The sequence below is a fragment of the Pseudomonas sp. BP8 genome, from assembly GCF_017875955.1.
Taxonomy (GTDB): Bacteria; Pseudomonadota; Gammaproteobacteria; order Pseudomonadales; family Pseudomonadaceae; genus Aquipseudomonas.
In genome coordinates this window covers 1170739-1194057 of sequence record NZ_JAGINK010000001.1, presented here as the reverse complement: position 1 = coordinate 1194057, position 23319 = coordinate 1170739, and the positions used below count along the sequence as shown (strand labels likewise).

The following is a 23319-nucleotide window of genomic DNA, read 5'->3' as shown; positions in this document are numbered from 1 at the left end:
ATCGCAGGGTGGGTTGTCTGGATAGGAGTATAGGCTTGCGGACAGACAGCGGATAATGCGCGACACCAGGATTTTCTGCTACAGCACAAGAGCACCCGCAACATGAACTACACCTTCCCCCTGCTGGCCATCCTCATCTGGGCCGGCAACACCGTCGTCACCAAGCTCTCGGCCGGTGCCATCTCACCGGCCGAGATCGGTTTCTATCGCTGGCTGCTGGCCGGCCTGCTGTTCACGCCGTTCCTGCTGCCCAAGGTCTGGCGCAACCGCGCGGCGATCCGCCCGCACCTGGGCAAGGTGATCATCCTCGGCGTACTGGGCATGGCCCTCTACCAAAGCCTGGCCTACTTCGCCGCAAGCGTCACCAGCGCGACCAACATGGGCATCATCGTTTCGCTGATGCCGCTGATGGCATTGGCCCTGTCGATCGCCTGGCTAGGCCAGCGGTTGACCTATGGCGCCCTGCTCGGCGCACTGGTGTCATTGGTCGGGGTGGTCGAAGTGGTCTCTGCCGGCCAGCCACAGGCGCTGCTCGACCAAGGCCTGAACCGCGGCGATCTGTTGATGCTGGTGGCAACCTTTGCCTACGCCCTGTACAGCTTTCTGCTGAAGAAATGGCAACTGCGTCTGCCGCCCCTGCAATTGCTCTACCTGCAAGTGCTGGTGGCGATCATCGTGCTGCTGCCGCCGTTCCTGTTCGCCAGCAAGACTGGGCTCGACAGCAACAACATCGGCCTGGTGCTGTACGCCTGCGTGCTCGCCTCGATGATCGCCCCGCTGCTGTGGATGCAGGCGGTACAGCGCCTGGGGCCGAGCCGCACGACCTTGTTCTTCAACCTGCTGCCGGTGGTCACCGCCCTGATCGCCGCCGGGGTACTCGACGAACAGCTGGCCAGTTATCACCTGTATGGCGGCCTGCTGACCCTCGCCGGCGTGCTCCTCGCCGAACGCTGGACCACCCCGCTACGCCGCGCCGTTACAGCCCCGCAGCTTTAAGCCGGGCAGCGTGTTCAGTGAACAGCCGCACCGGCTCGGCGCCCTTGCCCACCGCGCCGAGTGACTGGTTGACGATGTCCAGGTGGTCGAGCGGATAGTCGTCACCGATCACCTGGCCCAGGTGCGAACTGTTGCGCCCGACCATGCCATCACACTGGCCTTTTTCGCGCTCGAAGGTGCGCGCGAACAGGCGGCAGAAGCGGTTGCTGCCATCAAAGCGGTTGCGGCCCTGGTCGGTGCGTCCCGGCTGCAGCGTGCCGGACCAGGAGTAGTAGCGCACGCCGTTCACTTCATACGCCCCCTCCCCGCCCCACACCTCTGGCAGCCCCTGTGGATAAGCCAGGTTGAACCGCGCCACGCCGTGGTGGGTGAGCGACTGATGCGAGGCGTGCACATCGATCGGTAGCGGATCGCGCCGCCAACCAGTCTCCAGCCAAACCAACAGCTGCGCCAGGCCATGCAACACGGCTTTGAGGATGCGCCCGTGGGGAGAGTCGCCCGGCGCCTTGTGGTCAAGGTAGTCGGCCAGCTCCGAGCCATGATTGGGCCCGGCTACCGAAGTCACCGAAGCGACCCGATCCGGCCGCTTGGCCGCCGCATAGCGGGCGCTGAGTGCGCCCTGGCTATGGCCGATGAGGTTGACCCGCTCGGCGCCGGTGCGCTGGCAGAGGTCTTCGATGATCGCCAGCAACTGCTCGCCGCGCACTTCACTGCTGTGCAGCGGTGAGACCTGCACCGGGTACACCTTGGCGCCACCCTTGCGCAATGCCGGGACGATGCCAAACCAGTAGGGGTAGAGCAGTACGCGCACGAAACCGAGCATGCCCGGCACCAGCACCAACGGGTATCGCGTGGCCAGATCCTGGGTCATCGCCTTTGCCCTCTGCGTGGTCAGTTGGCCAACACTACAGGCCCGTCGATGACGATCGCAATCGAACTCCTGAGGCGCGCTGCGGTTCCAAACCAAACAGACCCTGAGCAAGGAGCGGGACCATGTACAAGCAGACCCTGGCAATCCTTCTGGCCAGCGCCACCCTGGCCGCCTGCGGCAGCCGCCCGGAAAACCCGGTGGACTACGTCACCTACCGTGACGAACCGCTGGTCAAGCAGGTCGAGAACGGCATGACCATGCAGAAGGTGATCGCCATTGGCGGCAGCCCATCGACGGTCATCGACCTGCCCCATGGTGGCACCTGCAACGACTACATCCTTAACCGCGACGGCCACCAGCAGCCTTACTACGTGCGTTTTGATGCCACTGGCCACGTCGATGCCAAAGGCTTCAAGACCTGCAAGCAACGAGAAGAGGACAAGGAAGCCGTGTCCGGCACCTGAGCCCTCCTGACGCCCTGACCACCCTGTTTTTTCGGAGATAATCATGAGCAATGTTGAACTGACCGATGTGAAGACCCTGCGCGAACGTGCCCGTCAGCACGTCGAGCAAGGGGCGGTGACCGAAGGCTACAACGCCGATCGCGAAAAGATCCTGCAGGTACTCAATGAGTCGCTGGCGACTGAACTGGTGTGCGTGCTGCGCTACAAGCGTCACTACTTCATGGCCAGCGGCATCAAGGCCAGCGTCGCTGCTGCGGAGTTCCTCGAGCACGCCAACCAGGAAGCCGAACATGCCGACAAGCTGGCTGAGCGGATCGTCCAGCTCGGCGGTGAGCCGGACTTCAACCCAGACAACCTCACCAAGAACTCGCATGCGCAGTACGTTGCGGGTAACTCGCTGAAAGAGATGGTGCTGGAAGACCTGGTGGCCGAACGGATTGCGATTGATAGCTATCGCGAGATCATTCAGTTCATTGGCGAGAGCGACCCGACTACCCGACGCATCTTCGAAGACATCCTCGCCCAGGAAGAAGAGCACGCCGACGACATGGCGGATCTGCTGCAAGGCCTGTAACAGCTGGGGGGCGCTTTGCGCCCCTCTCGCGTCCCAAATCCGCCCCCACAGCGAAAACGCTAACTCATTGATTTAGCAAAATCTTGTAGGAGCGGGCTTGCCCCGCGAAACCGGCGAAGCCAGTGCCATCCACCACGGTGGCTGGACCGGCCTCTTCGCGGGGCAAGCCCGCTCCTACAGGGTACGCGCCAACCTTGCAACCGCGCCCGTCCCCCGCCTTTACCTCACTTCTTGACCGCCGCTGGCGCCTTGCCCGCACGCATCTGTTCAAGCAGCGGCGTGCACTGGTTAGGCACATCCCCACTAGGCGCAATCAACGCCAGCAACCCCGCCGCCGGCCCGATCGCCACTCCCAGCGCCACCATCCCCGCGCCGCGCAAAGCCAATGGCAGCGCCTGCACGCCAGCACTAGGCTTGGCAAACGACCCGCGTACATACAGCGGCGAGCGCAACGAGAACAGGCGCACGCCCTTCGACTCAGGGGTGATCTTCATGTCCAGGCGCTCACTGGCGAAGTTCGCCGTGCCGTCGACATAGATGATCGCGTTCTCGGTGTCGAAGAGAAACAGCCGGGTGCTGGCCAGACCATCCTTGATGCCGACATCGGCGGCCGCGCAGTTGATCTTCACGTCCTTGTCACCAAACAGCTTGCCGATCACATAGTTGCCGACGTTGAGTCCGGCAATTTCCATCAAGTCACGGCTGATTGCGCCATCGTTGATCAACAGCCGCAGGTCGCCATTCGAGGTACCCAGCAACGCGGCCACCGAGTTACCGCGCCCGCTCAGGTCGGCATCGCCGTTGAGCTCGCCGAAACTGGTCTGCATCGGAGCAAAGGTCGGGAACAACTGCTTGAGCTTGAAGCCACGCGCCGTCAGCTTGGCACGGCCTTGCAGGGGCACGCTGCGACCGTCCAGGCGGATGTCCGAAGACAGGTTGCCGCCCGCCACGCCAAAGCGCAGTGGCTGCAGACGCAACAGACCATCCTCTAGCAGAACGTGGGCCGACAGATCCTTGAACGGCAACTGCTCACTGTGAACGATGCGCTTGCCGCTGAAGCTGACGTCGGCGTCCATCGCCCGCCAGCGCTCGGTGCGAAACTCTTCAACCGGCAGGACCTTGTCCGTTGGCTGCTTGCTGGCACCACCGCGAGCCTTTTGCTCGGCATTGGAGTCGGCACCGATCAGCGGCGCGAGGTCCTTGAACAGCAGTTGATTGGACACCAGCTTGCCAGACAACTTGGGCCGCGGCTGGCTGGCGACGAAGCCCAGGTCACCATGGATATCACTGTCGCCGATCTTGCCGTTGAAGCCTTCGTAGTTGAAGCGGGCGCCTTGCGGGTCGTGCAGATTGGCGATCAGGCGGCCGTCGGTGGCATAGGGCGGAGTGTCCGGCAAGGTCACTCCGGTCAACGGGTACAGGTTGCCCAGGCTTTTGCCCGAGAGGCGCAGGCGCAGGTCAAGGGCGCCAAGGTTGCGTGGATCGGTCAGGGTGCCGGCCACGACCACATGGGTGTCGGCAATGCGCACATCGGCCTGCAGCGGGAACGGTTGGTTGGCGTCCTGCAGCGCGAGCAGGCCGCCGATCTTGCCGGTGCCGGACACCGGCTGATCCTTGTAGCGTCCCTTGGCCTTGAGGCCGAAGGCGTAGTCCTGGGCACCGGCGGCCTTGTCGGCGCTGGCCTTGCCCACGATCTCACTGAACGGGATCGGCTTGCCCAGTGGGTCGATCTGCACCTTCATGCTGGTTTTCAAGGTCTGGTCGTCAAAACTGACGTTGCCTTGGTCAAAGCCGATGGCTCCGATGTCCAGTACCCATTTCGACGGTTCAGCGTTGTCGTCCTTGGGGCCGAAGTCGAAGGTCCAGTTGGCCCGACCATCGGCCAGCCGGGTCAGGCTGGCATTAGGCTTGGTCAGGTCGATGCGCGGGATGACGATCTGCTGGAAGATCAGCGGCAGCGGCGCCAGGCGAAACTCGACGCGCTCAAGGCTGACCATCTGCGGCTCCTTCAGCCAGTCCGGGTTGCCTAGGGTGAGGTCTTCGGCAATGAACCGCGGCCACGGCACCCACGCACGCCAGCCGCCCTCTTCCGGCTCGGTGCGCCACTGCACGGCAAGATTGCCGTTGATCGCGAAGGGACGCTGCAAGGCCTCGGAGACTTTCTCGTTGAGCAGTGGCTTGGCCCGGTTCCAATCGAACGTGGCGATGACCACCACCAGGATCGCCAGCACGGTGATCAGGCTGGTGAAGATCCAGGTGAAGATTCTGGCTGGGCGCGTCATTGCGGAGGTCTCCTGACTGCATGGCACAAAGCGGGCACGGACGATGGCACTTAGTATGTCGGACTGATGAAAACCCGAGGGGTTTAATCCAAGGCGCATGATAACCAGGAATTTCCTGACAGCTTGATCGGCTTTTCCTCAGCACCTGCCCCTGAAGGGCACTTCGCAACACGCCATTACTTGGCCAGCTTACACCCTGCAAACATTGATCTAGAGGCGTCTGCGCACAGTATCAATGCGGTCGATTGTTACCATTACCCTTATGAACTTTTCTCTGGCGCGAGCGCGAGTAGCATTGGCTCCGTACCCACTTTCCAGCCCCCCAGAGGAGCACCAAATCATGAAACGCCAACTGCTGCTGAGCCTGACCCTGACCCTCGCTGCCACCAGTGCCTTCGCCCTGCCGGCCCAGGAACAACACCTGACCGCCGAGTCCCGCTCGAGCACTGCAACTGCTGCCCAGCCCCTCGACACCTTGGCTGAAGGCGGCGCCGAGCGCTTGCAGGAACGTGCCGCCCGTGTCGCCGAGGGTGGTTCGGATCGCCTGATCGAACGCACTGGCCGGGTTGCCGAAGGCGGCTCTGATCGCCTGATCGAACGCACTGGCCGAGTCGCCGAAGGGGGCTCTGATCGCCTGGTAGAAATCAGCCGCGCGAGCTGATCGCCATGGTCGAAAAGAACAATCCACGACACTGCGCCTGCTATCCTCCGAGCCCGGTCCATTGACCGGGCTTTGTTTTTCTATCCAGAATGCCCCGTCGTACAGCCACAGAAGCCTCACCATGCTGCCTCGTGCCGAACAGAAGCTACAGACCCGACAGGCCCTGCTGGATGCTGCCTGCCAGCTCATGGAGAGCGGCCGCGGCTTCGGCAGCATCAGCCTGCGCGAAGTGGCCAAGAGCGCTGGCATCGTGCCGACCGGGTTCTATCGGCACTTTCCCGACATGGACGCCCTCGGTCTGGCCTTGGTCGAGGAAGTCGACGTCACCTTCCGGCGCACCATCCGCCTGGTGCGGCAAAACGAATTCGAACTGGGTGGCATCACCGACGCCTCGGTACGCATCTTTCTCGATGTGGTCGCCGCCCACCGCGCGCAGTTCCTGTTCCTCGCCCGCGAACAGTACGGTGGCTCGCAGGCCGTGCGCCAGGCCATCGCCCGTTTGCGCCTGGACATCAGCTCAGACCTCGCTACCGACCTGGGGCGCATGCCACGCTGGAAGCACCTAGACGCAGCGGCCCTGGAAGTCATGGCAGACCTGGTGGTGAAGACTGTCTTCGCCACCCTGCCCGAGCTGATCGACAGCCCTGACCCACAGACTGCGCAGCCAATGAGCGCGCAGGAGAAAATCACCCAGCAGTTGCGCTTCATCTTCGTCGGCGCACGGCATTGGCAGGGCCTGAGCAGCTCCGGCTGATACAGCGTTACTGCCGGGCAAGCCCGCTCCTACAGGTTCAGTCGGCGCTGCGATCCCTGTAGGAGCGGGCTTGCCCCGCGAAGAGGCCAGGACTGACACACCAGCACTGCTCCAGCGCCACTCACCAGTTCTGCTACCATGACGCACTGCCCGATTGCGACGAGCGCTTCCATGTCCGACCCCCGCCCCACCCCGTCCGAGCTGACCACCCGCATTGCCCGTTTGCGCCAGCATTTCGCCGAACGCATCGTGCCGCTGTGGCAAGGTCCGGGCTGGAACGCAGAGCTGGCCCTGCCCTTCGAAGCGCTCGACGCACAGCACCAGCCGCTGCCCGTGCAGCGCTATCGGGCCATGGCCGTCGCCCGTCAGTTATACCTGTTCAGCAGCCGCATCGAGCAACCGGGTGCGGCCGAGCGCGCCGGGGCGCTGTTTCGCTCGCTGCAGCGGCATTTTCACGATGCCGAACACGGCGGCTGGTTCTACAGCATCGATGCCGCCGGGCAGCCGCTCGATCGGCGCAAGGATCTCTACACTCACGCCTTCATCGTCTTCGCCTGCGCGCACTACTGGGGCAAGATTCGCGAGGGCTTGGTGGAAGCCACGTTGAACGCCGCCCTGGACATCGTCGCCGAGCGTTTCGCCCGCGATGATGGCCTGTACGAAGCAAGCCTCGCTGAAGACTGGGCAGACCTGGGCAGCGGCCCGTTGCAGAATCCGCAGATGCACCTGGCCGAAGCCTTCCTGCAGACCCTGGCGGTACGCGACGATGACGACGTGCAGCAGGCGCTCCTGCAGCTGTGCGAAGCCCTGCATGCGCACTTCATCGAGCCCGAGCATGGCCTGATGCTGGAGCAACCGCGCGGGGCTGTGGATAACTGGTTTGAACCGGGCCATCAGTTCGAATGGTTCTATCTGCTCGAAACTTCACCTTTGCTGCGAGGCAGCGCCCTGCACGCATCCATTACCCAGGCATTTGCCTACGCCGAGCAAACGGGCGTGAAGGATTCGGCAGTACTGGCGTCGCTCAATGTCCAAGGCGAGGTCATCGACCCGACTCAACGCATCTGGGCCAAGGCTGAGTATGTGCGGGCACTGGCGTTGCGTTCAGGCAGCGAAGAACAGTTGCTGCAGCAACTGCTGAACTTCGAAGCGAGCTTCCTGCACGCGGGCGGCTGGCACGAATGCCTGGACGCCAGCGGCGTGGTGAGCCGGCATGACATGCCGTCGACCACGCCCTATCACCTGGCGACCTGCCTTGAAGGCTTGCAGCGCCTGGCCTGACCCCTCACTTCTACCTGACACCTCTACCTTGTAACTGACACCTCTTCCTTGTAGGAGCGGGCTGGCCCCGCGAACAAGGGCAGAGCCCTTGCCCTACGCAGTCGGTATCCGGGCTGGCCTCTTCGCGGGGCAAGCCCGCTCCTACAGGGCTGGCCGCTGTGTCCTGAGGTTCGCTCTACTTCGCCGAGCGATCAATCGAGAACCCAGCCCAATCCTGGCTCACCGGCATCAGCTCAAGGCTGTTGATATTGATGTGCGCCGGCTGGTTGAGGATCCAGAAGATGGTCTCGGCGATGTCCTGCGGCTGGATCGCCTCGGCGCCAGCATAGGTGGCGTCGTATTTGGACTGGTCTCCGCCAAAGCGCACCAGGGAGAACTCACTCTCACACAGACCCGGCTCGATGTTGCTGACCCGCACGCCAGTACCGCGCAGGTCGCAGCGCAGGCTCAGCGAGAACTGGCCAACGAACGCCTTGGTGCCGCCATACACGTGGCTGCCCGGGTACGGATAGTTGCCCGCCACCGAACCGACGTTGAGGATCGACGCGCCACGGCCATGGGCGATCAACCGCGGCAAGAGCAGGCGGGTGGTGTACATCAGGCCCTTGATGTTGGTGTCGACCATGGTTTCCCAGTCGTCCAGGTCGCACTTCTGCGCCGGGTCCGCACCCAGCGCGAGGCCGGCGTTGTTGACCAGCCCGCGTAGTTTGTCGAACGCTGGCGGCAAGTTGGCGATGGCTTGCTCCATGGCCGCGCGGTCTCGCACATCGACCACCACGCCGTGCACTTCGGTCTTGGCCGAGAGCTCGGCGCACAGGGCGTCCAGGCGCTCCTTGCGGCGGCCGGTCAAAACCAGTTTCCAGCCGGCATCGGCGAACAAGCGAGCAGTCGCCTCGCCAAAACCGGAAGTGGCGCCAGTGATGAATACGGTGGACGTCATGCTGTTCTCCTTCGCAATGGGGGGTGTCGTCGGCAGGCCTGGAAGGATGCCCGCCGCCAGCGCTACCAGCAAGCCGTTTTGCAGACTGATCAAAAAATGATCAAACCCCGCAAAGCCTTGCAGCAGAAGCCTCGGCGCAGTGTATACGCATGTTATCCACAGGCCTTTCCCCACGGAATGGGGGCAACTCGTCGGGTTGCGGGAACGAATCAGCCGTGCAGGCGTCTGGGGATAACTCTGTGGTGATGGCGCAACGCTTTCAAACGTGCCGCTTGCAGCGGTCTGTCCAAGGCTTTTGCACAGAGTTATCCACAGAATTGACAGGATTTATGGTGGATGCCTAGGGTGTGGATTTATCCCTGTAGAATCAATGATTAGCAGCACTTGATCAAAAAACGATCAGACACCTCCAGGCCTCTAACGGTGGGGCCTACAGCTGATTGCCACCATGTTTTCCACAGGCAGCCACACATTATCCGTGGACAGTTTTGTGCCTGTGGAAACAAGGGCTCGGAGCGGGGTTTGCGGGGATATGGCGGCGGGTGTGCGACACGTTGTCCACATTGAGATTGCTGGGGCTGCTGTGCAGCCCTTTCGCGACACAAGGCCGCTCCCACAGAGTCGCGGCGCCTGTGGAAGCGCCTTGTGGGAGCGGCCTTGTGTCGCGAAAGGGCCGCGCAGCGGCCCCAGCAATCTCAATGGCCGCCGAGATAGGCGTTACGCACTTCTTCGTTGACCAGCAACTCCTGCCCCGTACCGGTCATGCGAATCTGCCCGTTGACCATCACGTAAGCCCGGTCCGACAGCTTCAGCGCATGGTTGGCATTCTGTTCGACCAGAAAGATGGTCATACCGGTCTTGGCCAACTCACGCAGGGTGGCAAAGATCTGCTTGACCACGATCGGCGCCAGCCCCAGCGACGGTTCATCGAGCAACAACAGCTTGGGCCGGCTCATCAAGGCCCGGGCAATCGCCAGCATCTGCTGCTCGCCACCGGACATGGTCATCGCCCGCTGGGTACGCCGCTCCTTCAACCGCGGGAACAGTTCGTACATGCGCTGCATGTCCTCGGCGGCATGCTTGTCGCCGATCGGGATGGTGCCCATCATCAGGTTCTCCTCGACAGTCATGTCGGGAAACACCCGGCGTCCTTCCGGCGACTGGGCGATGCCGTTGGAAGCAATGTAGTGCGAGGACTTGCGGGTAATGTCGGTGCCGCGATAGACGATCTGCCCGGACGCCGCGCGCGGCTGGCCGAAGATCGACATCAGCAAGGTCGACTTGCCCGCGCCGTTGGCACCGATCAGGCTTACCGTCTCGCCTTCGTTGATGTGCATCGAGACCTTTTTCAGCGCCTGGATCGGCCCGTAGAACACGTCCAGGTCCTTCAGCTCGAGAATGGGTGCAGTCATACCAGTTCCTCTTCATCAGCACCCAGATAAGCGGCGATTACCGTCGGGTTGTGGCGGATTTCCTGCGGTGCGCCTTCGGCAATGACGTTGCCGTGGTCGAGGACGACGATATGGTCGGAGATGCTCATGACCATGCCCATGTCATGCTCGATGAGCACCACGGTGATGTCATGCTCATCGCGCAAGACGCGGATCATGCGGCTCAGCGCCTCGGTTTCCTGCGGATTGAGACCAGCCGCCGGTTCGTCCAGGCAGATGATCTTGGGCCGCGTACACATGGCCCGGGCGATCTCCAGCCGGCGTTGCTGGCCGTAGGACAATTCGCCCGCCAGGCGGTTGGCACAATCGACCAGGTCGACCACCTCCAGCCAGTAGAAGGCGTGGTCCAGCGCATCGCTCTCGGCCTTGCGATAAGCCTTGGTGTTGAGCACCCCGGCCAGCAGGTTGCGGTTGACCCACATGTGCTGGGCCACCAGCAGGTTTTCCACTACCGACATTTCCTTGAACAGGCGAATGTTCTGGAAGGTCCGGGCCAGGCCTGCACGGTTGACCAGGTGAGTACCGCCGAACATCTTGTAGTACAGGCGGTTGGCAAAGCGTGCCGGCGAAACGAAGTCAGTCGCCTGGAAGCGCTCGCCTAGCAGTTGGATGACGTCGGTGCGGTTGCCGCGCACGTTGAGTTCGATGCGCCCGCCACTGGCCTTGTAGAAGCCGGTCAGGCAGTTGAACACGGTGGTCTTGCCGGCGCCGTTAGGCCCGATCAGGGCGAAGATCTGGTTGCGCTTGACCTGCAGGCTGACATCGCTGAGCGCCTTGATGCCGCCGAACTGCATCATCAGGTGTTCGACCGACAGAATGATTTCCTCACTCATGGCGCCACTCCTTTACGCGGGACCACACCGGCACGGCTGATACGGATCAGTCCGCGCGGTCGCCAGATCATCATCAACACCATCAACACGCCGAACAGCAGCACGCGGTACTCGGAGAAGCTGCGCAGCAACTCCGGCGCCACGGTCAGGACGAACGCCGCGATGACCACACCAACGGTCGAACCCATGCCGCCCAGTACAACGATCGCGAGGATCAGCGCCGACTCGAAGAAGGTGAACGACGACGGGTTGACGAAGCCCTGGTAGGTGGCAAAGAACACCCCGGCCAGGCCCGCCGTGGACGCCCCGAGAGTGAACGCCGAGAGCTTGACCAGCACGTGGTTGAGGCCCATCGAGCGGCAGGCGATCTCGTCTTCGCGCAGCGCTTCCCAGGCACGGCCGACCGGCATGCGGGTCAGCCGGTGCTTGATGTAGAGCACCGCCAGCACCACCAGGAACAACACGATGTAGATGAACAGGAATTTGATATTGGGGTTGTAGTCGATGCCGAAGAACTCGTGGAACGGCACCCCGCCGTCCTTGGCGCGACGGCCGAACTCCAGGCCAAAGAAGGTCGGCGACGGCGCCGGCATGCCGTTGGGCCCACCGGTAAACGACAGCCAGTTGTTCAGCACCAGCCGGATGATCTCGCCAAAGCCCAGGGTGACGATCGCCAGGTAGTCACCGTGCATGCGCAACACCGGAAAGCCCAATATGCACCCGGCCAATGCCGCAGCAATGGCCGCCAGCGGCAGCACACTCCAGAAGCCCAGGCCCAGGTATTGATAGCCCAGCGCCAGGCCATAGGCGCCGATCGCGTAGAACGCCACGTAGCCCAGGTCGAGCAGCCCGGCCAGGCCGACCACGATGTTCAGGCCCAGGCCTAGCAGCACGTAGATCAGGCCGAGGATGACCACGGTCAGCAGGTACTTGTTGGCAAAGATCGGAAAGACAATGGCGATCACCACCAGCGCCGGGATGATGTAGCGCAGGCGCGACTTGTAGTCTGGCGCCAACACATGCACGCCCGTGCCGCCACTGTCGAAGCCTTGCAGCATGCGCTGGCCGGCGCTGCTCTGGAAGAACAGGCTGAGCAGGAAGCGCCCGACCATTACCCCGCCGACCAACCAGGCCACACGGGCCGGCTCGGCATTGAAGGTATAGCCGTCGAGCACCACGCCGACCACAGGGCCAAACACGATCAGTGCCAGCAGGCCGGCAACCACGGTTTCGATCAGGCTGCGTTTGATATCGAATGCGGAAGAAACAGTTTGCGCTGAGGACATGTTCACACCTTAGCCACGAGCGGGCGACCCAGCAGGCCTTGGGGACGGAAGATGAGGATCAGCACCAGCAGCGAGAAGCTGAACACGTCCTTGTAGTCGGAGTTGATCAGGCCTGCGAACAGCGACTCGGAAATCCCCAGGATAATCCCGCCCAACATGGCACCCGGCAACGAGCCGATGCCGCCCAGCACCGCCGCGGTAAACGCCTTGATGCCGATGATGAAGCCGGCATAGAAGTCAAAGGTGCCGTAGTTCATGGTGATCAACACGCCGGCCAGGGCGGCCATCACCGCGCCAATGACGAACACGTAGGAGATCACCCGGTCGGTATTGATGCCCAGGATCGAGGCCATCTTGCGGTCTTGCTGGGTCGCGCGGCACATGCGTCCGAGCTTGGTGTACTTGATCACATACGTGAGCAGGCCCATGCCGACGAACGCGGCAATGAGGATGAAGATCTTGGTGTAGGTCAGTTGCACGAAGCCTGTGCCCACTTCCACGCGCCAAGCACCTTCGAGCAGGGTCGGCACGCCTTGCTGACGAGCACCCTGGCTGATCTGGGCGTAGTTCTGCAGGATCAGCGAAATACCGATGGCGCTGATCAGTGGCGCCAGCCGAGTGGAATTGCGCAGCGGTTTGTAGGCGATGCGTTCAATGGTGAAGCCGTACACACCGGTGACCACCACGGTGAACAGCAGTGTGCCGAGCATCAGCAGGGGGAAGGATTCGACACCGAAATAAGCCAGCAATGCCAGGCTGATCGCCGCAAGGTATGCGGAGATCATGTACACCTCGCCGTGCGCGAAGTTGATCATGCCGATGATGCCATAGACCATTGTGTAGCCGATGGCGATCAAGCCATAGACCGACCCGAGGGTCAGGCCATTGACCAGTTGCTGCAGGAAAATACCATCCATAACGCAATCTCGCTGAGTGAGATTGCACAAGCGCCGACCACGGCGAGCCTCGGATGAAGCGGCCCTCGCAGCGCAGAACCGGTGCAGATCTACGGATAAAGACAGGTACCGCAGGGGCGTTGGCCCGGGCGCGCGCCCGGGCCGTCAGCCGTTGTTATTTTTGTTTTTCCAGCTGGTGGTACTTACCGTCCTTGTCCCACTGGTAGACCACATAGTCGGAGACGGTCAGGTCACCCTTGGCGTCCCACTTCTTCTCGCCCATGACGGTCTGCACCGGGTTGGCCTTGAGCCACTTGGCGGCCTCTTCGCCCTTGTTCGACTTGGCGCCGTTGAAGGCGGCAGCCAGGGCCTGAACCGAAGCGTAGGCGTACAGGGTGTAGCCCTCTGGCTCGGTACCGTTCTTGCGGAACTCGTCGACTACCGCCTTGCTGTCGGGCAGCAGGCGCGGGTCGGCGCCGAAGGTCATGTACACGCCATCGACATATTGTGCGCCGCCCGCAGTGGCGACCAGTTCGTCGGTGACGATGCCGTCATCGGACATGAACTTGACGTCTTTCAGGCCGGCTTCACGCAACTGGCGAACCAGCGGGCCGGCTTCCGGATGCAGGCCGCCGAAGTAGACCACGTCGGCGCCTGCGCCACGGATCTTGGTGACCACGGCGCTGAAGTCTTTCTCGCCACGGGTCAGGCCTTCATACAGCACGGGTTTTACCCCGCGCTTCTCAAGCTGAGCCTTGGTCGCGTCCGCCAGGCCCTGGCCATAGGTGTCCTTGTCGTGCAGAACCGCGACCTTCTTGCCTTTGAGCACATCGACAATGTAGTCACCGGCGACGATACCTTGCTGGTCGTCACGCCCGCACATGCGGAACATGGCGTCCAGACCGCGCTCGGTCACCTGCGGGTTGGTCGAGCCAGGCGTGATGGCGATGACCCCGGCATCGGCATACACCTCGGATGCGGGAATGGTATTCGACGAGCAGAAGTGCCCTACCACGCCGGCTACCTTGTCCTGATCGACCAGGCGGTTGGCGACGGCCACGGCTTGCTTCGGCTCGCAGGCGTCATCGCCTTTTACCAACTGGATTTTCTCGCCATTGACGCCGCCTGCGGCGTTGATCTTGTCGGCCGCTGCCTGCGCACCTTTCATGTATTGCTCGCCAAACGCTGCGTTGGCCCCGGTCATCGGGCCTGCGACGCCGATCTTGAGGTCGGCCTGAACATACGAAGAAACACCCAGTGCCGTAGCCACGGCGAGCGCCAGGAAACCTTTCTTGTAAAACGTCTGCGACATGAGGTGGTGCTCCTAGAGTTTTTTTTGGTTGGCACTACAACTTCAGCACCTTGCTCAGAGCAAGGGCCGTGCCATTGGTTTTGTTATTCAAGGAAACACACCGGGAGGGCTGCGCGGCGGCACGCGCCGGGCTTTCTTTATTGAGCGTGCAACCGTCTGGCACCGGCAAGGCGCCACCACCGACCCAGCAAAGGAGCAACCATCCAGTGCCATCATTGCAACCCCGCCCAGTGTGAACGTGCAACCTGCCTGTAACCGCGTGCGTCACCGAAGTGCACACCGCTGGTGCGCGACTGCTACAGGGGGCACTGTTTCAAGGCTAGCTGGTGCACGGAAAAACACCTGTTTCTGCAAGATCGCCGCGTTATCTGAACCTGTAAGAGCGGGCTTGCCCCGCGAAGCGGCCACAACTGACACTCCCCCGAAAAACACTGGCACAATAACCGCCACCCCCGCGCGCTTGCGCCGTTTCAGCGAGCGCCGCTGACCTGGAGCTTTACATGAGCGAGAGCGCATTCGCCGAGCGCATCGTGCACAACCTGCTCGACACCGACTTCTACAAGCTGACCATGATGCAGGCGGTGCTGCACAACTACCCGGACGCCGACGTCGAGTGGGAGTTTCGCTGCCGTAACGGCGAGGACCTGCGGCCTTATCTGGGCGAGATTCGCAAACAGATAGAATTGCTCAGCGAGCTCACCCTCGATGATGGCCAGCTGGCCTTTCTGGAACGCATCAGCTTCCTCAAGCCGGACTTCCTGCGCTTTCTGCGCCTGTTCCGCTTCAACCTGCGCTACCTGCAACTGGGCATCGAGAACGATCAGTTGTGCCTGCGCCTGCGGGGTCCCTGGCTGCATGTGATCCTGTTCGAGGTCCCCCTGCTGGCGATCATCAGCGAGGTGCGCAACCGCCACCTGCACCCGCGCATGCGCCTGAGCGATGCCAGCGACCAGCTCTACCGCAAGTTCGACTGGCTCCGCGCGCACGCCAGCGACGACGAACTGGCCGAGCTGCAGGTCGCCGATTTCGGCACCCGGCGGCGCTTCTCCAGCCGCGTCCAGGAAGAAGTGGTGCGGGTCCTGCGCGACGACTTCCCGGGGCGCTTCGTCGGTACCAGCAATGTCGACCTGGCATGGAAACTGGATATCAAGCCACTGGGCACCATGGCCCACGAGTGGATCATGGCGCACCAGCAACTCGGTCCGCGGCTGATCGACAGCCAGATCGCCGCACTCGATTGCTGGGTCCGTGAGTACCGCGGGCTGCTCGGTATCGCCTTGACCGACTGCATCACCATGGATGCCTTCCTCAACGATTTCGACCTGTACTTCGCCAAGCTGTTTGATGGTTTGCGCCACGACTCCGGCGAACCGGTAGCCTGGGCAGAAAAAGCCATCGCGCACTATCAGCAACTGGGCATCGACCCGATGACCAAGACCCTGGTGTTTTCCGATGGCCTCAACCTGCCCCGCGCGCTGGAGATCTTCCGTGCCCTGCGTGGCCGCATCAACGTCAGCTTCGGCATTGGCACCAACCTGACCTGCGACCTGCCCGGGGTGGCGCCGATGAGCATCGTGCTTAAAATGACCGACTGCAACGGCTCGCCGGTGGCGAAGATCTCCGACGAGGCCGCCAAGACCCAATGCCGCGACGAAAACTTCGTCACTTACCTGCGCCACGTATTCAAAGTCCCCCACAAGGAGTAACCCATGCAAGCCGTCCAGCAAGAGATCGCGCAGCAGCTCAAGGTGCAGCCGCCATTTGCCGACGCTGCCGCGCTCGAGGCCGAAGTTGCCCGGCGCGTGGCCTTCATCAAGGATTGCCTGGCCAATGCCCGGCTCAAGACCCTGGTCCTGGGCATCAGTGGTGGCGTCGACTCGTTGACGGCCGCCCTGCTCGCCCAGCGCGCGATCAACGAGCTGCGCGCCGACAGCGGCGACAGCGCCTACCGCTTCATTGCCGTGCGCCTGCCGTACCAGGTGCAGCACGACGAGCATGACGCCCAGGCGTGCCTGGACGTGATCAAGGCCGATGAAGTACACACCGTCGACATCGCCCCCGCCGTACGTGCCTTGGCAGGCGAGGTGAAAACCCTGGAAGGCGCCTCGCCGACCCTGGTCGACTTTGTCGTCGGCAACACCAAGGCGCGCATGCGCATGGTCGCCCAGTACACCATTGCCGGCGCGCGCGGCGGGCTGGTCATCGGCACTGACCATGCGGCCGAAGCGGTGATGGGCTTCTTTACCAAATTTGGTGATGGCGCATGTGATCTGGCGCCGTTGAGCGGCCTGGTGAAGCACCAGGTGCGGGCCATTGCCCGTAGCTTTGGCGCGGCCGAGGCGCTGGTGGAAAAAGTACCGACGGCGGACCTGGAAGACCTCGCGCCGGGCAAGCCGGATGAAGCGTCACATGGCGTGACCTACCAGCAGATCGATGCGTTCCTGCATGGCCAGCCGGTGAGCCAGGAAGCGTTCGACATCATCGTCAGCACCTACCGCAAGACCCAGCACAAGCGCGAACTGCCGTTCGCGCCTTGATGGCTTCTGGGGCCGCGCTGCGGCCCTTTCGCGACACAAGGCCGCTCCCACAAGTCCAGCGCAATACGCCGGTATGTGGGAGCGGCCTTGTGTCGCGATTGGAGGGCAAAGCCCTCCCCCATGCTCAGGCAGTCGTTACTTGACGACAACCTTGCCTTTCATCATCGAGATGTGGCCCGGGAAGGTGCAGAAGAAGCTGTAGTCACCGCCAGCTTCCAGTTTCGAGGTATCGAACTTCACCTCGGTTTCTTTCTCTGGCGCGCCAATCATCGCGGTGTGCGCAATGATGTTGGCGTTGTCCGCCTTCAGGTAACCCTTGTCAATGCCCTGGGTCATGCCTTCAGTGGCAATGGCCTGCATGTCGGCCGTCTTGCTGATCACCAGGTTATGGCCCATGACGTTCTTCGGCAGGTTGCCGGTATGGGTCAGCTTGACGGTGAATTCCTTGCAGCTTTTGTCGACCGTGAATTCCTTGCTGGTGTAGGACATCTGGTCAGTCGACTCGACCGTCACCGAGCATTCGGCGGCAAAGACAGAGGCACTGGCGAGGGTCAGCAGGGATACCGCTACAGCTTTCGCAAACATCGTGAATCTCCTTGGCAGGGTTTTATCAATTGCGAGACTGCCTGAAACCGGAACGGGCGTCCCTGATATGCATCAAGGGGTGTTCAGTGGCCAGCCAGTAAATTTGTTCTATGGATTGTATACAACCAATCTAAGTGCACATCATGCCCTCTTACTGGACGATGAGACAACCTCACAATTGGAGCAATTGATATGTCCCTTGGTAGCTTGCTGAACAGCCTCTTGGCCGCTTACGCCCATGGCGCGACCGGCGCCGCCTGTGAGTTCTCCCGCCCCGAGTGAACGCAGGCCTTGGAAGCGGACGCCTGGCGCCTTACCCTTGCACCTCTGTGAAGGGAGAGAAGCAATGCCTGTACGTTCCGTTTGTGTCTTCTGTGGTGCCAGCATTGGCAGCAACCCCGCCTACCGCGAAGCTGCGGTCGCCCTCGGCCAGGCCATCGCCCGCCGCGGCCTGACGTTGGTTTATGGCGGTGGTGCGGTGGGCCTGATGGGCACGGTTGCCGACGCCGCCATGGCCGCTGGTGGTGAGGTGATCGGGATCATCCCGCAGAGCCTGGTCGACGCCGAAGTCGGCCACAGTGGCCTGACCCGCCTGGAAGTGGTCGACGGCATGCACGCACGCAAAGCCCGCATGGCCGAGCTCAGCGATGCCTTTATCGCCCTGCCGGGTGGCCTGGGGACGCTTGAGGAGTTGTTCGAGGTGTGGACCTGGGGGCAACTGGGCTACCACGCCAAGCCGCTGGGACTGCTCGATGTAAACGGCTTCTATACCAAGCTGGGCGGGTTCCTCGACCATATCGTCGAAGAAGGTTTTGTGCGACCGCAGCACCGGGCGATGCTGTTGCTCGGGCAGCAGGCGGATGCGTTGCTGGACGGGATGGATGAATTCGTCGCGCCGGTGGTGCCCAAGTGGGTCGATCGCGCGCCTGACTGACCGTGCATCAGGGCCCGCTGCGCGGGCCTTTCGCGACACAAGGCCGCTCCCACAGGTACGTTGCACGCCTCGAAGGCGGCGCTGACCTTGTGGGAGCGGCCTTGTGTCGCGAAAGGGCCGCAAAGCGGCCCCATCAACCTTCAGATCAACGCGGAACCGCTGGCTGACGCGGCTTCTTCTTGCCGCCGCCCTTGGCCGCTTCCTTACGCTCCTTGGCCGCCTGCTGGTTACGCGCAAACGCCTCAGCCTTGGCCTTCTCGCGCTTGTCCCACGGCTTGCTGCCGTCACTGGCGCGCGGTGGCAACCCGGAGTGCTGAGTGAGGATCTTCTGTTCCTTGCCCACCTTGTGGCTGCCGCTCGGCGTCGAGTTCTTGCGTCGGGCGCTCTGGTAGCTGTCAGTCTGCGGCTGGTGCAGCGGAATCAGCTGGTGCTTGCCCGGGCCGATCAAATCGGCACGGCCCATCCGCTCCAGGGCTTCACGCAGCATCGGCCAGCCCTTCGGATCGTGATAACGCAAGAACGCCTTGTGCAACCGGCGCTGCTCGTCGCTCTTGACGATATCGACGCCTTCGCTCTTGTAGGTGACCTTGCGCAGCGGGTTCTTGCCCGAGTGGTACATGGCCGTGGCCGAAGCCATCGGCGACGGGTAGAACGCCTGTACCTGGTCCGCACGGAAGCCGTTGCCCTTGAGCCACAGCGCCAGGTTCATCATGTCTTCGTCGGTAGTGCCCGGGTGCGCGGCGATGAAGTACGGGATCAGGTACTGCTCCTTGCCCGCCTCCTTCGAATACTTCTCGAACATGCGCTTGAAGCGGTCGTAGCTACCGATGCCCGGCTTCATCATCTTGTCCAGCGGGCCACGCTCGGTGTGCTCCGGGGCAATCTTCAGGTAACCGCCGACGTGGTGGGTGACCAGTTCCTTGACGTACTCCGGCGACTCCACCGCGAGGTCATAGCGCAGGCCCGAGGCGATCAGGATCTTCTTCACCCCCGGCAAGGCGCGGGCCTTGCGGTACAGCTCGATCAGCGAAGTGTGGTCAGTGTTGAGGTTCTCGCAGATACCCGGGAACACGCACGACGGCTTGCGGCAGTGTTTCTCGATCTCGGTGCTCTTGCAGGCGATGCGGTACATGTTGGCGGTCGGCCCGCCGAGGTCGGAAACCACCCCGGTGAAGCCCGGCACCTTGTCACGCATCTCTTCGATCTCGTGCAGGATCGACTCGTGCGAACGGTTCTGGATGATCCGCCCTTCGTGCTCGGTGATCGAGCAGAAGGTGCAGCCACCAAAGCAGCCACGCATGATGTTGACCGAGAAACGGATCATCTCGTAGGCCGGGATGCGCTCCTTGCCATACGCCGGGTGCGGCACACGGGCGTAGGGCATGCCGAACACGTAGTCCATTTCCTCGGTGGTCATCGGAATGGGCGGCGGATTGAACCAGACATCCACTTCGCCATGCTTCTGCACCAGCGCGCGGGCGTTGCCCGGGTTGGTTTCCAGGTGCAGCACGCGGTTGGCATGGGCATACAGGACCGGGTCGTTACGCACCTTCTCGAACGATGGCAGGCGCAGCACGGTCTTGTCGCGGGTCATGCCCGGGCTGTCGAGGATCTGCACCACCTTGGCTTCGTTGGGGTCTTCAGCATCGCCCTTGGCCTGCTCGATGGCGCAGGCCTGAGTGTCCTGGGTGTTCACATACGGGTTGATGATCTTGTCGACCCTGCCCGGACGGTCGATCCGGGTAGAGTCCAGTTCAAACCAGCCCTTGGGCGTGTCACGACGAACAAACGCAGTGCCGCGCACATCGGTGATCTGCTCGATGGTCTCGCCGCTGGACAGCCGCTGGGCAACCTCGACCACGGCTCGTTCGGCGTTACCGAACAGCAGAATGTCGGCGCAGGCGTCGATCAGGATCGAATGGCGGACCTTGTCCTGCCAGTAATCGTAGTGAGCAATCCGGCGCAGCGACGCCTCGATGCCACCGAGCACGATCGGCACGTGCTTGTAGGCTTCCTTGCAGCGCTGGCTGTAGACCAGGCTGGCGCGGTCAGGACGGCTACCGGCCAGGCCACCGGGGGTGTAGGCGTCGTCGGAGCGAACTTTCTTGTCGGCGGTGTAGCGGTTGATCATCGAGTCCATGTTGCCGGCAGCGACACCGAAGAACAGGTTCGGCTCGCCGAGCTTCATGAAGTCGTCTTTGGACTGCCAGTTCGGCTGGGCGATGATGCCCACGCGGAAGCCCTGGGCTTCGAGCAGGCGGCCGATGATGGCCATGCCGAACGACGGATGGTCGACGTAGGCATCCCCGGTCACGATGATGATGTCGCAGGAATCCCAGCCGAGCTGATCCATCTCCTCCCTGCTCATTGGCAGGAAAGGCGCTGGCCCGAAGCATTCGGCCCAGTACTTGGGATAGTCGTAGAGTGGTTTGGCTGCTTGCATGTCAGTGACCGGTTCTTGGTGTGCAGGGAAATCGCGGGCGCGGAATATAGCACAAATTTTGATCACATCCGACGGTAATGGTCGGATTTTGCCTGAGCGCATCCGGCACAGAGACGATGGGAGAATCCGCCATCAGCGTGCGAAGGCACGAAGAGGAAAATGGTTTTCATCAGCATCTGATCAACCCTATGGGCACAGTACCGTTACCAAGTGGTCACTAAATGTTATCCCCCCTCCCCCCATTTCAGTGCTCAACTATATGAAATAACAAGTGAAAACACGGAGGGAACACGCCAAAACGATTAATCCTGAGATGCATCCTCCTGCCTCCGAAGAGCTTTCCTACAAATACAATCTCCTGGTCTAGCCGCCTCATTATTGAGGCCAACTAATCCGCAGTGCTACAAAGTACCTGCGTTAATCACCGCATATTCTTCTATGGAATCCTATTAAGTGAGCCGGGCTTGGCATGCTTGATTCTGGCTTACATGCCAGATCTCCAACGTTTTCACCTGATGCGTTCGGTAGTGCCCGTCGTGCCACAAAGCGCCCTTCGCAAAGGTTTGAGAGAACAAATGTCGACGATCAGAAGCCTTGTCGTTGCACTAGGCACCACGCTGCTTCTCAAGGTTGCCATGGTGATACCAGCATTGGTGCTGGCAGACATCATCGACAGTCTCTCAAACTCAAGCCCATCGTCATCCACGCTACTGGTCATATTCCTTTGCTTGATGGCTAGCCAGGCGCTGCTTATGCCCCTTCAAGCCTGGTGCCTGGCCCGACTCATCCAAGATCGGGTTCGCCATCTTTCGATCAACTGGTGCAGGAACTTGTTGGAAAAACGCTTCGAGGCGTTCGGGCAGCTGCATGGGGGAGTTCTGGTCAAAGTCTTGGATCGCGGAATAACTGCGCAAGAGCGCTGGCTGGGATTTCTGATTGGTTCTGCCTGGCCAATTCTTGCAGAAGCTGCAGTGCTGGCCGGTGTATTCATCTATTTCGGCGCGGGCCCGGTGCTAATCGGGCTGGCGGTGGTTAGCATGCTTTATCTTCTAAGCAACAGCGCTTTGGTGCGCTGGCGTCGACCTCACATAGAAGCGGTCAATGCGAGGGAGGATGAGTTGGCTGAACAATGGGTCGATACCTTCGCAAGCGCTACAGTGATCAAGCTTGAACGCGCCGAAGCGGCCGCCATGCGACCGGTCAATCAGACTCTTGTGCAGTATGCCGATGCAGCAGTCTGCGTAGCGACATCTGGTGGCTGGGTACAGGCGCTGAAAACGCTGTTTATCGGGCTTGGCAGTGGTGGGACGCTAGCCTGGGGAATGCTGGATCAAGCCAGCGCAACGCCGTCACTCAGTCTTGGCGAACTGGTCGCACTGTTCACCTTGACCGGCGGCCTTTTGGGCGGAATTGCTCAGCTTGCCGAAGCCTGGCGCATGCTTGACCAGTTTCGCGTCGACAAGCGAAAACTCGAGCAGTGGCTACGTTTACCCGACTTTGCTTGCGCCTCTTCGGCAAAAGGCGCTCCGAACGAGGCGCCGGCCAGCCTCAGCCTTCATCCATGCAGTTTGAACGAGGGCACTGAAGTACGCTTGCTGCTCAGCGAGGCGCTGACCATTTTCCCGGGTGAGCGGGTAGCTATCGTTGGCCCTAGCGGCGCAGGAAAATCAACGCTGTTACATGCACTTGCCGGCACTCTCCATACAATAAGACAACACCTACACATCGACGGCAGATGCGTTGAGGAAATGGATGCTTCCAGTCAGTTTCAAAAAATTCGATTGTGCCCGCAGGGGGCACGTTTCATTCCCGGCACTTTTGCCCGTGCAGTCCTTTTTGATCACGACCACGACAGAACTGAAGTCCAGTCCTGGCTCAATCGTCTTGGCTTGGAAAGCGAGTGGTATCTACGAGAATTGGATGGGAGAGGCGACAGCGTCTCTGGAGGTGAGGCTAAGCGACTTTCACTGATGCGATTACTGAACCAACCAGGGGCGTACAACCTGTTCGACGAACCCACAAGCGGCCTTGACGGCCCGCTGGCCGGCAAGGCTTGGGATTTGTTATTCGAGTCCCTCGGGGGGCACAGTCTTGTCTGTGTCACTCACGATCAGGACGCGTTGCAACGATTTGACCGGATCATCCGCCTGAAAGGAGGAGAGATCGTGGCCATTGAGACGCCTATCGGTAGCTGACCTACATTCCTTCAAACCAAAAGG

20 protein-coding genes are annotated in these 23319 nt (G+C 61.6%); 10 read left to right on the top strand and 10 right to left on the bottom strand.

Annotation, left to right across the window (positions count from 1 at the left end):
• Positions 1-102: 102 nt before the first annotated feature.
• Positions 103-996: a DMT family transporter gene (locus J3B00_RS05165; RefSeq protein ID WP_209864980.1), complete on the top strand. Its 894-nt coding sequence runs from the start codon at positions 103-105 to the stop codon at positions 994-996.
• Here J3B00_RS05165 and J3B00_RS05160 read toward each other — a convergent pair.
• The gene (locus J3B00_RS05160) at positions 977-1867 is read right to left on the bottom strand and encodes a triacylglycerol lipase (RefSeq protein ID WP_209864976.1); all 891 of its coding nucleotides are present in this window, start codon (positions 1865-1867) and stop codon (positions 977-979) included. The genes J3B00_RS05165 and J3B00_RS05160 overlap by 20 nt on opposite strands.
• Positions 1868-1989: 122 nt before the next feature.
• Between J3B00_RS05160 and osmE the strand changes: the two genes are divergently transcribed.
• Complete coding sequence (osmE, locus tag J3B00_RS05155; protein WP_209864973.1) at positions 1990-2331, top strand: osmotically-inducible lipoprotein OsmE; 342 nt, start codon at positions 1990-1992, stop codon at positions 2329-2331.
• Positions 2332-2374: 43 nt separating this feature from the next.
• The gene (locus tag J3B00_RS05150; RefSeq protein ID WP_209864970.1) at positions 2375-2905 is read left to right on the top strand and encodes a ferritin-like domain-containing protein; all 531 of its coding nucleotides are present in this window, start codon (positions 2375-2377) and stop codon (positions 2903-2905) included.
• A 224-nt stretch (positions 2906-3129) separates the two neighbouring features.
• On the opposite strand, the gene J3B00_RS05145 is transcribed toward J3B00_RS05150, so the two are convergent.
• Complete coding sequence (locus tag J3B00_RS05145; protein ID WP_209864967.1) at positions 3130-5187, bottom strand: AsmA family protein; 2058 nt, start codon at positions 5185-5187, stop codon at positions 3130-3132.
• Between the two features lie 340 nt (positions 5188-5527).
• Here J3B00_RS05145 and J3B00_RS05140 point away from each other — a divergent pair, with 340 nt between their 5' ends.
• The 3 genes from J3B00_RS05140 (at position 5528) to J3B00_RS05130 (ending at position 7883) form a co-directional block, all read left to right on the top strand.
• The gene (locus J3B00_RS05140; protein WP_209864964.1) at positions 5528-5848 is read left to right on the top strand and encodes a hypothetical protein; all 321 of its coding nucleotides are present in this window, start codon (positions 5528-5530) and stop codon (positions 5846-5848) included.
• Between the two features lie 121 nt (positions 5849-5969).
• Positions 5970-6602 (top strand): TetR family transcriptional regulator, encoded by a 633-nt coding sequence (locus J3B00_RS05135; RefSeq protein ID WP_209864961.1) that lies wholly within the window; start codon positions 5970-5972, stop codon positions 6600-6602.
• A gap of 171 nt (positions 6603-6773) precedes the next feature.
• Positions 6774-7883: an AGE family epimerase/isomerase gene (locus J3B00_RS05130; RefSeq protein WP_209864958.1), complete on the top strand. Its 1110-nt coding sequence runs from the start codon at positions 6774-6776 to the stop codon at positions 7881-7883.
• Positions 7884-8058: 175 nt separating this feature from the next.
• Here J3B00_RS05130 and J3B00_RS05125 read toward each other — a convergent pair whose 3' ends face one another.
• From J3B00_RS05125 to J3B00_RS05100, 6 genes are all read right to left on the bottom strand, one after another.
• A complete protein-coding gene (locus J3B00_RS05125; RefSeq protein ID WP_209864955.1) occupies positions 8059-8823 on the bottom strand; it encodes an SDR family oxidoreductase in 765 nt (254 codons plus the stop codon).
• 695 nt (positions 8824-9518) lie between these two features.
• The gene (locus J3B00_RS05120; RefSeq protein ID WP_209864952.1) at positions 9519-10235 is read right to left on the bottom strand and encodes an ABC transporter ATP-binding protein; all 717 of its coding nucleotides are present in this window, start codon (positions 10233-10235) and stop codon (positions 9519-9521) included.
• On the bottom strand, positions 10232-11107 hold the full coding sequence (locus J3B00_RS05115; protein ID WP_209864949.1) for an ATP-binding cassette domain-containing protein: 876 nt from the start codon (positions 11105-11107) through the stop codon (positions 10232-10234). The genes J3B00_RS05120 and J3B00_RS05115 overlap by 4 nt, the downstream gene beginning before the upstream one ends.
• Positions 11104-12393 (bottom strand): high-affinity branched-chain amino acid ABC transporter permease LivM, encoded by a 1290-nt coding sequence (gene livM, locus J3B00_RS05110; RefSeq protein WP_209864946.1) that lies wholly within the window; start codon positions 12391-12393, stop codon positions 11104-11106. The genes J3B00_RS05115 and livM overlap by 4 nt, the downstream gene beginning before the upstream one ends.
• 2 nt (positions 12394-12395) lie before the next feature.
• Positions 12396-13310: a branched-chain amino acid ABC transporter permease LivH gene (locus tag J3B00_RS05105; RefSeq protein WP_209864943.1), complete on the bottom strand. Its 915-nt coding sequence runs from the start codon at positions 13308-13310 to the stop codon at positions 12396-12398.
• A gap of 154 nt (positions 13311-13464) precedes the next feature.
• A complete protein-coding gene (locus tag J3B00_RS05100) occupies positions 13465-14601 on the bottom strand; it encodes a branched-chain amino acid ABC transporter substrate-binding protein (protein WP_209864939.1) in 1137 nt (378 codons plus the stop codon).
• A 500-nt stretch (positions 14602-15101) separates the two neighbouring features.
• Here J3B00_RS05100 and pncB point away from each other — a divergent pair, with 500 nt between their 5' ends.
• A complete protein-coding gene (gene pncB / locus J3B00_RS05095) occupies positions 15102-16307 on the top strand; it encodes a nicotinate phosphoribosyltransferase (RefSeq protein WP_209864936.1) in 1206 nt (401 codons plus the stop codon).
• A gap of 3 nt (positions 16308-16310) precedes the next feature.
• Positions 16311-17138 carry an ammonia-dependent NAD(+) synthetase gene (gene nadE / locus J3B00_RS05090; RefSeq protein WP_209864933.1) on the top strand — a complete coding sequence of 276 codons (828 nt, stop codon included), beginning with the start codon at positions 16311-16313 and terminating at the stop codon, positions 17136-17138.
• Positions 17139-17273: 135 nt separating this feature from the next.
• On the opposite strand, the gene azu is transcribed toward nadE, so the two are convergent.
• A complete protein-coding gene (azu, locus tag J3B00_RS05085; RefSeq protein ID WP_209864930.1) occupies positions 17274-17723 on the bottom strand; it encodes an azurin in 450 nt (149 codons plus the stop codon).
• A gap of 346 nt (positions 17724-18069) precedes the next feature.
• Between azu and J3B00_RS05080 the strand changes: the two genes are divergently transcribed.
• A complete protein-coding gene (locus J3B00_RS05080; RefSeq protein ID WP_209864927.1) occupies positions 18070-18657 on the top strand; it encodes a TIGR00730 family Rossman fold protein in 588 nt (195 codons plus the stop codon).
• Between the two features lie 145 nt (positions 18658-18802).
• Here J3B00_RS05080 and J3B00_RS05075 read toward each other — a convergent pair whose 3' ends face one another.
• Positions 18803-21100, bottom strand: a complete 2298-nt coding sequence (locus J3B00_RS05075) for a YgiQ family radical SAM protein (protein WP_209864924.1) — start codon at positions 21098-21100, stop codon at positions 18803-18805.
• Positions 21101-21675: 575 nt separating this feature from the next.
• Here J3B00_RS05075 and J3B00_RS05070 point away from each other — a divergent pair.
• Entirely contained in the window at positions 21676-23295 is a 1620-nt protein-coding gene (locus J3B00_RS05070) for an ABC transporter ATP-binding protein (protein ID WP_209864921.1), read from the top strand.
• Positions 23296-23319 lie beyond the last annotated feature (24 nt).